Source organism: Salegentibacter maritimus, from assembly GCF_016236975.1.
GTDB lineage: Bacteria > Bacteroidota > Bacteroidia > Flavobacteriales > Flavobacteriaceae > Salegentibacter > Salegentibacter maritimus.
On sequence record NZ_JAEHNY010000007.1, the window covers coordinates 142,997 to 156,409 of the forward strand.

Below are 13,413 nucleotides of genomic sequence, written 5' to 3' on the forward strand. Positions count from 1 at the left end.
TTATGACTAATCAAGATTTACTAGCTGTTGCCCGGGAATTTGGAAGCCCCGTATATGTGTATGATGCTGAAAAGATTGCTTTTCAGTACAACCGACTAAAAAGTGCATTTTCAGAAATTAAAGATTTACGTATTCACTATGCAGTGAAGGCTCTTTCTAATATTTCTATCTTAAAATATCTAAACTCCCTGGGGAGCGGTATGGATACCGTTTCTATACAAGAGGTTAGGCTTGCATTGGAAGCGGGGGTTACGCCAAAAGATATTATTTACACTCCAAACGGGGTTTCCCTGGAAGAGATTGAACAGGTGGTACGACTGGGTGTACAAATCAACATAGATAACCTTTCTATTTTAGAACAATTTGGGGCCAAACACCCCGAGGTTCCCGTATGTATACGTATAAATCCGCATATTTTAGCAGGTGGTAATTCTAAAATTTCGGTAGGCCACGTAGATTCTAAGTTTGGAATTTCTATTCACCAAATGCCACTTTTGTTGCGCATAGTTGAAAATACAGGAATGACCATAAATGGGATTCATATGCACACGGGAAGTGATATTCTTGATATTGAAGTTTTTCTGCGTGCTTCTGAAATTCTTTTTGATTCGGCTAAAAACTTTAAAAATCTTGAATTTCTTGATTTTGGAAGCGGATTTAAAGTGCCTTACCGCGAAAATGACATTGAGACTGATATAGAAGAACTGGGAGAAAAACTAAGCGAACGTTTTAAGAATTTCTGTAAAGAATATGGCCGGGAGTTAACCCTTGTTTTTGAACCGGGAAAATTTTTGGTTAGTGAAGCAGGAAAGTTTTTAACTAAAGTAAACGTGATAAAACAAACCACTTCTACCGTTTTTGCCGGGGTAGACACAGGTTTTAATCATCTAATCCGCCCAATGTTTTATGGCTCACATCACGACATTCACAATATTTCCAATCCCGATGGGAAATTCAGGTTTTACTCGGTGGTAGGTTATATTTGTGAAACCGATACTTTTGCAAACAATCGTAGGATTGCCGAAATTACTGAAGGCGATATTTTGGCGTTTAGCAATGCCGGCGCCTATTCTTTTTCTATGGCCAGTAATTTTAATTCCCGCTACCGTCCTGCCGAAGTATTATGGTATAACGGCAAAGCACATTTAATTAGAGAACGCGAAAGCTTTGAAGATTTATTAAGACATCAAAAAATTATAGATTTAGAGGTACCAGCAAAAAAAGCTGCAAAATAAGTCCTCGTGGAAGCGGTTTTCAAAAATAAGTGGTTTTACTGGCTCCTAATTACTTATATCTTTCTTTTACTAATATGGAACACCTATATGGTTGTTACCGGCAATCTCATGGGACTAATTGCAGTAGTTATAGAATTAGCACTTTTATACCTACTATTTAATAAGCACAAACTGGCAAAAACGGCCATACACTTTTGGGCTATTATAATGATGATTGGCCCCGGACTTTCCATAATTGGAAAACTTATAAAAGTAGTCACTGGAGACGATTTAAATTTAATGGTAAACAGCCTGGCACAAAATTTACTGCTGTTTACCTTTGGTTTGATTATCTATTATTGTAATAAGACAAGCGTTTTTATTGCTGAAAAAAATCGGTTTTAAAGCTGTGTGAGTTTTTGCAGGTAATTAAAGTGTTTTCTAAAATTTTCTTCGGAAATTAAAGCAGGTTTAATCGCAATTTCAACTGAAATGCCACTGTATTTTATAGCCATAACACTCCCGGAAGAAATAAGTATGCGAATAAAATCGCTGAAGCTGGAGATTGCCGAAAAATATGAGGCAAAACATGCACTAAAACTCCCGGCGCATATTACGCTGCAAATTCCATTTAAGATTCCGGAAACCGAAGAAGAAAAACTCATAGAAGCTTTACAGGGTTTTGCCGAAACCCAAAACAATTTTCAGGTGGAATTAAAAGATTTTGGAAGATTTAGTCAAAAAGTAATTTTTATAAATATTGAAGACCATAAAGAACTTATTAACCTGCACAAGGATTTACAAGCAATTCTTCATAAAAATTTCAGCTTTAAAAAGCACGAAACTTTTTCTAAAATCCACCCCCATATTAGCATCGCATCTCGCGATCTTCATTATAAAGAATTTCCCAAAGCCTGGGCAGATTTTAAAACACGTAAATTCACTGATTCCTTTTCGGTTAAGAACTTTAGCCTTTTAAAACATAATGGCAAAGTTTGGGAAAATTGTATCGATATTTATTTTAATTGATCCATTTCTATATTTTAGTTATTTGTATAACATTTTATTATTTTTGGTCACTTATTACAAAAACAATTATGAAGACAATAAATTGCTCTAAAGCATTTATTCTAAAAAATAATATTTGAGTGTAGCTTACTTTTAAACTGGGGAAACTTTGGCATAGCTTGCAAAAAAGTATTTATTTTTCTAAAATTACCGGGGCATCGAAATTATAATGATTATAATTTACCTACTCGATTCCTTTTAAAGTCTTACTATAAAAAGTAAATGACCTGGTGGCAAGCCAACAACATATCAAGTCGATAGCTGTTTTCGATTGCGGTGAAAGCCTCTCAATCGCCACACCTATCGGTATAAATCTCTATTATTGAGAAAAAATACAGTTGGCAGCTACCGTCCTGGGACTAAATTTATTTTTATTCCAAAGTCTGGCTTGCTGTTTTTTTAAAACTGTAACAATTACTTTGTAATTTATATAATAATATATGAAACAAGAAGAAGTTCACGGCTATAAACTGGCCTCAAGAGGCAAAAGACTGGCAGCCACAATTACAGAAGGGGTATTATATACAATTGTAATAATTGGCATTTACCTACTATTTGGGAAATCTTTTAGCTATTACTGGGAGCAGGATTTAGAGCTTATAGACATCCCGATTTCAGCAGTCACGGGATTAATTGTAGGCGCCATTTTCTATCCCATTTTCTCAGGAAATCTAGGCCATCGTATTTTTGATCTAAAAGTTATTTCTGCTGAAACCGGTAAAGATATAAATAAAGGGCAGGAAGGTGCCATTAGAGAAATGCTTAAATATGTATTGGGCTACCTGTTAATTCCTCTTATTTGGTTGCTTTGGGATGATAAAAAACAGAATCTTTATGATAAACTATCCAAAACTTTAGTGGTTGAGAAGGTTTAAATTATCCACAGAAATTTTAATAATTCACCTTTAAAAATATCCTAAACCGTGATTATATATTATAAAAAGAAAAGGCTTAATTATCAACTTTATTTTGGAATAGGCTTTTTAGCAATTGGAATTATTCTAGTTCCCCTAAACAATTTTTCGCTAATTTATTTTAGCTGGATTATTTTTGGCCTACTACAATTAGCCGTTTGGTATTATGAAAGGAAGCATCAATACCTTAGCATAGACAAGAATAACCTAACCAAAAACTCTATCTTTCCAAAAAGTGTAAAACTTAATGAAATTGAGACTATTGTAAAGCTTGAGAAAAGTTATATCCTGGAAACAAAAAGCAAGAAGATAAAAATCAACAAAGATATAATTGAAGAGGAGTCTTTTTATAAGCTCAACAAGGTTTTAGAAGAAATTGAACTAAAACTCGAACAAGAAAAGAACATCTAAAAACACCACATCAATCCAGTGTAAAAAACCACAAGATTCACATCTAATTTGGATAAAATAATTAATTTTAGTTATATTTATAGTTAATTTTAATAGAATGTTCTATTAAAACACAATTTTAAAGAGGTTTATATTTCTGTAAAGAACCTACTTTGGTTACAGAATGTTCTATTTAAACCTATGTATAACCAATATTTAAAATATGAAAGATCGTATTAATATCTTAAAATTAGTTGGAATTATTTTTACCGCCCTTATGCTTGTTATCTTCCTGGATTTTGCCTTAAAAACTATTGTTTTAGGCTAGGCTTATCGTTTCTTTTTACAAAATCTTATTAAAGCGCTTTTCTGTTTACAGGAAAATTTTTCTGTAAATGTAATTTCAAATCTGTATATCTAAATTTCTTTGTTGGCTTGTTTGCCGGTAAAGTAGCCTTTGCTATTCACTGGAAAATTTCAATTTTAAAGCAAGTCCAGGATTATATAATCACGATTATCTAATAAAATCTCAACAGGTATAATCCTTTTTTCTCATTAGAATAACTCATAAATCTGTATTTTTAAACCTATTTAAAATAACAGAAAATGAAAAAACTACTTTGGTTAGTTTTTATACTTATTATTGGGTTTATAACACTGGTATATTTTTCGGTTTCCAGCACAGATAAAGAATTTGAAACGGTCACTATACAGGATTTTGATGATCTGGAAAACATAGATTTTCGAAGATATGATTCGGTAGAAGTTGCTGCCAGTAGCTTATACAAAGCAAATGAACTTAAGAATATCATGCAGGGAGCGAATTACCGTGAAGCCTGGATCAGCCCGATAAAAGTTCCGGTACTTTTTCTGGACAGCCTGTATGGGGGAATGAAGATCGTAAAAGAAGGTGGCGGCACACAAACCCACTCGCTTCGCTTAAAGGATAAAAACGGATTTTTATATTCCCTACGCAGTGTTAACAAAGATCCCTCTACCCACGTTCCAGAGTGGGCTCGCAACCTGGGTCTTAAAAATATTGTAATAGACGCCATTTCGGCTTCGCATCCCTATGGCGCAATTCTGGCAGCATCTCTTTCTGAAAAAGCAGGAATTTTGCACACCCATCCCAAAGTAGTTTTTGTGCCGAAACAGGAGTTTTTAGGAAAACAATACAATGAAAAATATGGAAATCGTTTATTTCTGCTGGAATACGAAACCGAAGGCAAAGAGAACTGGACAGACTATAAAAATGTATATCAAATCTTAGACACCAAAAACCTGCAAGAATTAAAAGAGGAAAATCCGAAAAAGGTTTCCATAGATAAAAATGCCTTTGTAAGAGCGCGTTTATTCGATATGCTCATTGGCGATTGGGACCGCCATACCAAGCAATGGGGTTGGGTAGTTCAAAAGGAAGACAAAAACTTTAAAGCTATACCTTTGGCTGGAGATCGCGATAATGCTTTCTTTAATTTAGGCGGTGTAATTCCCGGGATCATTTCCAATAAAAATATTGAGCCAAAAGTAAGACCTTTTGAAAAAGAGATCGAGCATATGCCCGGGTTGGTTTATCCTAACGATATTTATTTCCTTACCAATACCCCGGTTAAAATCTTTACTACGGAAGCAAAAAATCTGCAGAACCTATTAACCGATGAAGCCATTGCCAATTCATTTAAAGTTTGGCCAAAAAATATTGCTAAACAAAGCAGCAAAGAGATCACTGGAAAAATAAAATCCCGTAGAGATAATTTAGTGGAATATGCAAAAGAGTTTCACCGAATTATTACCGAAAGAGAATTACTAAACAAACCTCTTAAAGGCTCTGAAGACATTAAAATAAGTCCAGGATTAATGAAATGTTTTGAGTGTAGTAATTAGTGACGTCATTGCGAAGTGGCGATTGGCGATTAGCAGTTATCGGTTATGAGTTGTGAGTTATGAGTTTGAGTTATGGTTTTCTGAAAATCCGGTATTGGTAGCCTCTGGTGTTTATTGTTTGAGGTTTGTTGTTTGAGGTTTGTTGTTTTTCGCCACGAATACCCGAATATTTTTTGTTTCGTCATTGTAAGGAGGCGATTGGCGGTTTTCGGTTATGAGTTATCGGTTATGGGTTATGAGTTTGAGTTATGATTTTCTGAAAATCCGGTATTGGTAGCCTCTGGTGTTTGTTGTTTGAGGTTTGTTGTTTTTCGCCACAAATACACAATTTTTTTTGTTTCGTCATTGCGAGGAGGCGATTAGCGGTTCTCGGTTATGAGTTATCGGTTATGGGTTGTGGGTTATGAGTTGTTTTGTCGTCCCGTATAAAAACTGTGCGAATGGGTGAGCGTAATTTTCCGCAGGACAATCCGCTAGGCAAGCGAGCACGACCTTTCGAATTGAGACAGGTTTAAGCATTGTTTTTATATATTGTTACCAAACGGTTTATTTTTGTTTTATATCCAAATTTTCCAATAAATAATTGAGTTTTGCAAGAGACTTTTCCTCAATCAGCTCCGTATTGATTTTTAAATGAGTTGAGTCCGATATTAACGTTAAATCACCAGCAAACTTTTTGATTCGCTTAACTTCTTCCAAATTAATCTTTTTGGGGATCAGATGGTGCTTTGTTAGTGTTCCATTCTCAATAGTCAAGTACTGCTTGGTATTTTCAAATAAAAATGTCCCAAAGTATAAAACACCAATTATCAAATATCCGTAATTGAAAATATTATCCGGATTAAAGTAAAAAGCAGTTGTACCTAAAGCCAACCATATAATTCCAAAAATCAGATAATGTTTAAGTCGCTTTCTTGTAAATTTTATTTTCATTTTGTTTCAACTGTTTGGTAACATAGAAATAAAAATGACGGAAGGTATTCACTCTTAACTCTTCACTTCTAACTATTAACTCATCAATACCCACTTTTCACTACAAAAGATTGCTGCGCTCATTTTATTCACTAAATGACGGTAAGGCCCTCCATTATCAAATCTAACTTAGTGAGTTAATTCACAATAATATTGGTTTTGTCTACTCCGCTGTTGCCTGTTAACGGATCAAATGCATAAACAGTAATGGTATAATAAGCTTTGTCTAAGTTTATTGCTGCTTCAAAAGTACTGGGCTTGTCTGTTGGTTTCAATGTGATTTCCTGGGCTTTCTGACCTTCTCCTTTTATTATAGCTTTCACTTCATATTGATTGGCATCCCATGTACCACCTTCGGTTACGGGACAACCACACATCATTACAATATTTGCTTTAAGGTTTATTTTGCTTGAAGATTTAATTCGCTCGTGGGTTTGGGGGGCAAGAATATCTACCACAAAACCCGGAACATCCAGTACTACCCCATCGCCTGTTATATTTTTACCTGGTATTGCCCAAAGTTGTGTACTGGAAACTACCCTGGACTGCTTTTTATTATAAGGAGCATGGGCTTCTACGTTTATAAATGTAGGTTCCTCGATAGAAAGCACCGCTTTAAAGCCTGCGGTCTTTTCATCGGTAATATTATCGTAACGCTTATGGGGAGTTTTAAGAATAAGTTCTGTATTTCCAGTACTTCCCGTGGTAAAACCCTGATCCAGGATTTCGCCCGTTTCAGCATTGCTCACAATAATTTTAGCACCGCCAATAGAGCTTCCTATAAATTTTGCATCTTTTGCCAAAGCTCTTACCATAATTGTGGTTTCTTCTTGTGCCACCAGGCTTCCGAAACTACATAAAAAAACACTTAACAAACCAATAAAGCTTAATCTAAGTTTCATAAATTTATTTTTCTCTAAAATACAAAATGAAAAATAACTTAAAGCACTATTTCCTTTTCACCCATATCTTCCAGTTTCAAGTTTAAAGGATCGTTTTTATAACGCTGAGCATAGACTTTAATCGTGTCTATTTCCTGAAGATTTAAATCGTTATCTGTATTATCTTCTACAAGTTTTAACCAGGGCAGTTCCCCCTTAAAATTATATTCCCCTATTACCATAAAGGGAGTTCCGTTTTGAACAATCACATCACTTTCCAATTTCCACATATTGGCCCATTGGTAGATAGCTTGCGCATCCTCCCGGTACATTCTTACACATCCATGACTGGCGGGATACCCCGGAAGTGTATACTCATGGGTGCCTATACCTTCAAAATTCATAAAATTAAAATAATAAGGCAACACCCAGGATTCGTCTATGGTACTTATTTTTCGCTTTGCTTTATAATTTCCATAATAAAGACCTGAAGGTGTACCTGTGCTTTGTTTGCCGGTACTAACCGGACCCCATCGCAATAAATCGCCATTTTCGTAAAGCGCAAACGCTTGTATACGCTGCGAAATCAATACCGTTTTTTGTATAGAATCCAGCAAACTTAAAGTTGAGGGAAATGGGGAATACAAATTTATATCAGCTACCAGCGAATCAGGAATTATTAATTTTGAACCCGGCTTTATTCGGTGTTCATCAATTCTATTTAGTGCATACACCAATTTTCTTTCTGTTTTAGACAGGCTAGATTTAAGACTGTCTAAATGTTGCCTATCGGAAATAGAGTCTAAACTGTAAGTTATTTTAAAAACCGGTGGTTCTAAAGAAATAGTATCTAATTGAACAGGTGCCGTTTCTTCTATTTTTTCTTGTTTATGTTGATTACAGGCCGCAACAATGAGGATAAAAAGGCCCAAAAAGAGCCAATTTGGTTTTATGTATTTTTGCTTCAATTCGTATAGTTTTAATTCAGGTTCCCGGTAGGACATCTCTTTGGGACACTTAACGAAATTAGGCAGTAAGCTTAATTTTCACTGCCAAAAAAGCGTTAAGAGTTTGTTGTTGGTTTGGTAAAATAAGTTGGTGGTTCTTAGTTTTGAGTTGTCGGTTGTGAGTTATGGGTTGACGGTTTGTCAAGTCTGGGGTTTGTTGTTTTTCGCCACGAATACACGAAAATTTTTTGTTTCTTCAATGCGAAGCAGCGTTAGCCATTGTGGCAAGCTGTGCTTTTATAATTCCAGGTTTGTTACTAAGTGGAGAGCGTCAATTCGAGTGGCGATATTGGAGTGGAAACGAAAATAAGGGCGTGTCGGGAAGCTTTTGAAGTGGGAACTAAAAACACTTCTCGATATATCCCGACTCTCGCTGGGCTACTCGAAGTTACAGCGTGTTCGCTATCACGGTAATTCTGCAAACTGCAACTACCAACTGCTTACTGCTTACCGAGCCCTACCTACTAACAATCACTCGTTTTACAACAATGCCTTTGTTGGTGAAAATTTGCAGGGTGTAAACCGATTCGGCCACTGCTTCGATGCTCATTCGGTAAAATCGGCCACTCACATTATAATTTTGCTGTAGAATGTAACGCCCCCGGGAATCGAAAACACGTACCTTTTCTACTGTCATGCCATCGGGGGTCACAATGGTAAAAATACCGTTATTGGGGTTTGGATAGATAAATAAAAACTTTAAATCGTCTGGAGTTTCGCAAGCTTCTCCATTTACCCTCACTTCAATATTTTTAGTAGCGATATTAGCATTTATATCTTCCACCTCAACATTTATAGTGTTGGAGCCTACATCTTCACAGCTAAAAACCGATTTCCCGAAACGATAAACAAACTCCCGGCTACAATTATCCTGCACTAAAACATCGTTTTCTTCTAAATAAGCAAAACCTTCAGCATCCAGACTAAGTTCTACCACGTCTGTAATAATCTCTGGGGCGATTTCATCCCGCACTTCTACACTAATGCTACAACTCCCGGTTTGCGCACCAGAATAATCCAGTTGAACAGAAACCTCCCCCACATCGTTACAGTTAAATCTTAACTGACTTGCTTCCAGGGTTATTCCACTTGCATTACCGGTATAAAGCTCTTCCAGGCCCAGGCCGGCCTCTCCGTTTTCATCTAGATAAACCACTATGCTCTCGCGGCATTCAAAATTACCCGAAGCTTCCTCTACTACTTCTACGGTAGTTTCACAGAAATCCATATTTCCGGCTTCGTCGCGCACGGTTAAAGTTATAGGTACTTCTCCAAGATCGGCGCGGGTAAATTCAGTCTGACTTAAAGCCATGGAAACAATCCCACAATTATCGGTAGAATTGTTATTTAAGTCTTCGGGAGCTAAAGTGGCATTGCCGCTGTTGTCCAGATACACTTTATAATCTATTTTACAGCTTGCTACCGGAAACATCTCATCTATTATAAAAATACTGGCGGAACAAGTACTGCTTAAACCGGTTTCAGGATCGGTTGCTGTTAAAATCACATCATTTGCTCCTAAATTAGTACAGTCAAAATTCACTTTATCTGCAGTTATTAACAAGTTACCGGGCTCGCCAACCAAAAGATCCCCGGGATTTAAAACTGCCTGTCCGTTTTCATCAAGGAAAAGCTCGTGGTTTACACAATCTATTTCCGGTGCGTTGGGATCAATGAAGTTTAAAATCACTTCGAATTCACAATCTACCGAAACTCCCCTCTCATCAACTGCGCTAAGAGTAACAGTTGTGTTTTCGCCAACATCAGTTCCCACAATTGGGCTCTGAGTTACATTAATATTACCGCAACTATTTGCTATATTGACTAAATTGGTATAGTCAGGTATTTCAAAAATATCATTAACGTCTGCATTTTCTTGTTGATCACCGGGACAGGAAATTGCCAAAGCTGGTCGGACATTCGTGGCCTCTAGCAAAAAACTACAGCTTTTTGTTTCACCATCAAGTTCAGCTGTTAAAGTGACCTCTGTATTTTCGGTTATAAAAGCTCCTGCCAGCGGGGATTGTGTAACATTCGCTCCCGAAGTAAAATCAGCGTTGCCGGTATAATCTAAAAGTTCGAATTCACAATTCCCTTGAAAATCTGCTATTTGAGTGCCAGGACAATCTATAAAAAGTTCTTCCTGAAAATTTAAAATCACTTCAAACTCACATTCTATTGAGACTCCCCGTTCATCAACTACACTAAGAGTAACAGTCGTATCTTCTTCTACCACAGTACCTGCAGTTGGGCTCTGAGTTACATTAATATTACCGCAACTATTTGTCACATTGGCTAAATAGGTATAGTCAGGTATTTCAAAAATATTATTAGTGTCAGCCTCCTCTGTTTGGTCTCCAGGACAGGAAACTGCTAATGCCGAACGCTTATTGGTAGCTTCAACGATAAAAGTACAATCCTGAGTTTCCCCATCCAGTTCTGCCGTTAAAGTGATCTCTGTATTTTCGGTTATAAAAGTTCCTGCCACCGGAGATTGTGTAACATTCGCTCCCGAAGTAAAATCAGCATCACCGGTATAATCTAAAAGTTCGAATTCACAATTTCCTTGAAAATCTGCTGTTTGAGTGCCAGGACAATCTATAAAAAGTTCTTCATCTCCAGGTAAAATCGTAATTGTAGTTTCACACGTATCAAAATTTCCAGCAGCATCTGTAACAGTTAATGTTACTGGAAAATCTCCAGTATTTTCGAAAGTATATTGTGAAAGTTCTAAACTTTTTATTTCGCAATTATCGGCAGAACCGCCATCAATTTCTTCGGCTGTAATCGTAACTTCTCCATTTTCTAACGTAAATTCTAATCCGCTTTTGCAAATAGCCTCTGGTTCTTCAGTATCAAGTGATGGGGTTCGGTCATACAACTCTAAATCGAAAACTAATTTAGTTGAAAATAACCGTCCTTCTATATTAGTATTATTAACTCCCATTTTATTAGTACAATAAGTAAAGGTTAAATCCAAAGGCAACTGAATTTTATCCCTCAAAGATTTTTCTAAAGAATTATTGGAATTGAATAATTTAATTGAGAATTCACTATTCTGAATTCCGTTTTTAATATCGTCCAATGCACTTAATAAATAAATTGGATCTGCCTCTAAAATTTTAGCAAAGTCAACTTTATCTGAATAATCTATTATGTAAATAAAGCCAGCATCATCGATTTCAATACTTCCAGGTGATCCCAAACTAGGCATAGTTTGTAAAAAAGTAAAATTTTTATCAAAAACTAATGTTTCTCCGTTATTAGCAGCGTGACTAATATAGACATCTCCTGAGGCGGCAACCGCAATTCTATAGGGCTGAGTTAATTGATTTATTAAAAGATCAGAGCTAACAGTACCATTGTCATAATAAATTTTCAACCTACTACTAACACTACTTTCGGCTCCTGTTCCATCATTATAATCTAAAATGTATAAATTATCATTCTGATCAAATGTTAACCCCAAAGGTTTAAAGTACCCTGAACTTTTTCTTTTAGCCAGAAGTTCATTTCCATTTAAATCAAATACACGAACTTCTCTTCCTTCATAATGAGCTACATAAATTTCATTATTAGAACTTATAGCCATATCCACTAACCCTTCAAAAGAACCTTCAAGTTGAAAAGATCCATTCGGGTTACCATTACTGTCAAAAACAAGTACATCGCCACCAAATTTCAAAGCATATATATTATCTTCGGTGTCTGTTGCAGTCGCAATAACTATTTGATCTAAACTACCGATATCTGCCTGCCCCATAGGCTCTACTTTTTCCCAATCATAGAATGGTACTCCCTGCCCAAACCCAAGCGTAAAATTCAATAAAAAAACAAGTAAAAAAAGTGCTATAGAAAGACTGCACGGCCTTAGCCGAAAAGAAAAGCCGGGTAATGTAAAGTAATCGTGTTTCATAGCCGGGTATTAGCACCTCCGGCAGTAAAGATAAAACTTGTAATGGGAAAGCTTAAAAAATAACGTTAATTCTACGGCTTTCCGTAATTTAAAAGCAGCCGAAAACCGCTCTCCGGGCATAGCTCGTAAAGCTTAACAAAAAATCCCGGGGAGGAAAACAATGAGAGTAGCCTTTTTGCTTAAGACTCTTCGTCTAAATATCGTCATGCTTAATTGCATATCCGTTCAGGCGTGCTAGTTACAGAGCCTGCCACGAATTCTTTCGGCGATCTAACATGTTAGAATCCCTATCAACTTAGATGCTGAAATAAATTCAGAATGACGATAGAACGAAACATGTGACGCCGAAATAACTCAGCATTACGATAAATCTTAAATGGACGAAAATATACATTTACGCCACTCTCATTATTCCCGGAAACTGAAAAAACCGCCTTGCCTTATGCTTCGGCGTTTTCCTGGTTTTTTACCACCAACCTAAATCCTTCGCCGTGAATATTTAAAATTTCAACATTCTCGTCTTTTTTAAGGTATTTACGCAGTTTGGCGATATATACATCCATACTTCTGGAAGTAAAGTAATTATCGTCTCTCCAAATTTTGGTAAGTGCCAGCTCCCTTGGCATCAAATCGTTTTCGTGCAGGGCCAGCAAACGCAACAACTCGTTCTCTTTTGGAGATAGTTTTTGTGGTTCTTCCTCTTTAAAAGTTAAGAACCTTAATTTAGAGTTTAAATGAAACGAACCAATTTCAAATTCAAACTGCTTAGAGTCTGCCACACTATCTGTAGCTTTACGCTGCATAATGGCTTTAATCTTCATAAGCAATACTTCACTATCAAAAGGTTTGTTTAGGTAATCGTCTGCTCCTACCTTATAACCCTTAAGTACATCTTCCTTCATCGCTTTAGCGGTTAGGAAAATAATTGGAATATCTTCGTTTTTCTCCCTTATTTCCTTAGCCAGGGTAAAACCATCTTTGTAAGGCATCATTACATCCAGGATACAAAGGTCGAAATCGTCTTTTTTAAACTTTTCAAATCCTTCCATTCCGTTTTTGGCGTGTGTAACTTCGTAATCGTTCATCGCCAAATAATCTTTTAAGACCGTTCCAAAGTTTGGATCGTCTTCTACTAACAAAATTTTCTTGTCTTCAGTTTCCATATAT

11 protein-coding genes are annotated in these 13,413 nt (G+C 36.3%); 6 read left to right on the forward strand and 5 right to left on the reverse strand.

Going from position 1 to position 13,413, the window contains the following annotated elements; translation table 11 throughout:
• Positions 1-2 precede the first annotated feature (2 nt).
• The 6 genes from lysA to I6U50_RS09390 all read left to right on the forward strand — a co-directional run bounded on the left by lysA (position 3) and on the right by I6U50_RS09390 (position 5,470).
• Entirely contained in the window at positions 3-1,235 is a 1,233-nt protein-coding gene (lysA, locus tag I6U50_RS09365; RefSeq protein ID WP_193711823.1) for a diaminopimelate decarboxylase, read from the forward strand.
• A gap of 6 nt (positions 1,236-1,241) precedes the next feature.
• Entirely contained in the window at positions 1,242-1,619 is a 378-nt protein-coding gene (locus I6U50_RS09370; protein WP_198638651.1) for a hypothetical protein, read from the forward strand.
• Between the two features lie 87 nt (positions 1,620-1,706).
• Entirely contained in the window at positions 1,707-2,243 is a 537-nt protein-coding gene (locus I6U50_RS09375) for a 2'-5' RNA ligase family protein (protein ID WP_198638652.1), read from the forward strand.
• Between the two features lie 479 nt (positions 2,244-2,722).
• Positions 2,723-3,157 (forward strand): RDD family protein, encoded by a 435-nt coding sequence (locus I6U50_RS09380; RefSeq protein WP_193711826.1) that lies wholly within the window; start codon positions 2,723-2,725, stop codon positions 3,155-3,157.
• Between the two features lie 48 nt (positions 3,158-3,205).
• Complete coding sequence (locus tag I6U50_RS09385) at positions 3,206-3,607, forward strand: hypothetical protein (RefSeq protein ID WP_198638653.1); 402 nt, start codon at positions 3,206-3,208, stop codon at positions 3,605-3,607.
• A gap of 585 nt (positions 3,608-4,192) precedes the next feature.
• Complete coding sequence (locus tag I6U50_RS09390; RefSeq protein WP_198638654.1) at positions 4,193-5,470, forward strand: hypothetical protein; 1,278 nt, start codon at positions 4,193-4,195, stop codon at positions 5,468-5,470.
• Between the two features lie 546 nt (positions 5,471-6,016).
• On the opposite strand, the gene I6U50_RS09395 is transcribed toward I6U50_RS09390, so the two are convergent.
• The 5 genes from I6U50_RS09395 to I6U50_RS09415 all read right to left on the reverse strand — a co-directional run bounded on the left by I6U50_RS09395 (position 6,017) and on the right by I6U50_RS09415 (position 13,409).
• On the reverse strand, positions 6,017-6,403 hold the full coding sequence (locus tag I6U50_RS09395) for a hypothetical protein (RefSeq protein WP_198638655.1): 387 nt from the start codon (positions 6,401-6,403) through the stop codon (positions 6,017-6,019).
• A 176-nt stretch (positions 6,404-6,579) separates the two neighbouring features.
• Positions 6,580-7,344 carry a hypothetical protein gene (locus I6U50_RS09400; protein WP_198638656.1) on the reverse strand — a complete coding sequence of 255 codons (765 nt, stop codon included), beginning with the start codon at positions 7,342-7,344 and terminating at the stop codon, positions 6,580-6,582.
• 38 nt (positions 7,345-7,382) lie between these two features.
• Positions 7,383-8,291 (reverse strand): L,D-transpeptidase, encoded by a 909-nt coding sequence (locus tag I6U50_RS09405; RefSeq protein ID WP_232805911.1) that lies wholly within the window; start codon positions 8,289-8,291, stop codon positions 7,383-7,385.
• A gap of 496 nt (positions 8,292-8,787) precedes the next feature.
• Positions 8,788-12,246 carry a T9SS type A sorting domain-containing protein gene (locus tag I6U50_RS09410; RefSeq protein ID WP_198638657.1) on the reverse strand — a complete coding sequence of 1,153 codons (3,459 nt, stop codon included), beginning with the start codon at positions 12,244-12,246 and terminating at the stop codon, positions 8,788-8,790.
• Positions 12,247-12,686: 440 nt separating this feature from the next.
• Positions 12,687-13,409, reverse strand: coding sequence for a response regulator transcription factor (locus I6U50_RS09415; protein ID WP_193711832.1), 723 nt, complete (start codon positions 13,407-13,409; stop codon positions 12,687-12,689).
• Positions 13,410-13,413 lie beyond the last annotated feature (4 nt).

Excerpts from the sequence above, each read along its gene's own strand:
- I6U50_RS09395 (WP_198638655.1), bottom strand. The coding sequence starts at position 6,403 with ATGAAAATAAAATTTACAAGAAAGCGACTTAAACATTATCTGATTTTT.
- I6U50_RS09380 (WP_193711826.1), top strand. The coding sequence starts at position 2,723 with ATGAAACAAGAAGAAGTTCACGGCTATAAACTGGCCTCAAGAGGCAAA.
- I6U50_RS09390 (WP_198638654.1), top strand. The coding sequence starts at position 4,193 with ATGAAAAAACTACTTTGGTTAGTTTTTATACTTATTATTGGGTTTATA.
- lysA (WP_193711823.1), top strand. The coding sequence starts at position 3 with ATGACTAATCAAGATTTACTAGCTGTTGCCCGGGAATTTGGAAGCCCC.
- I6U50_RS09375 (WP_198638652.1), top strand. The coding sequence starts at position 1,707 with ATGCCACTGTATTTTATAGCCATAACACTCCCGGAAGAAATAAGTATG.
- I6U50_RS09415 (WP_193711832.1), bottom strand. The coding sequence starts at position 13,409 with ATGGAAACTGAAGACAAGAAAATTTTGTTAGTAGAAGACGATCCAAAC.
- I6U50_RS09400 (WP_198638656.1), bottom strand. The coding sequence starts at position 7,344 with ATGAAACTTAGATTAAGCTTTATTGGTTTGTTAAGTGTTTTTTTATGT.
- I6U50_RS09410 (WP_198638657.1), bottom strand. The coding sequence starts at position 12,246 with ATGAAACACGATTACTTTACATTACCCGGCTTTTCTTTTCGGCTAAGG.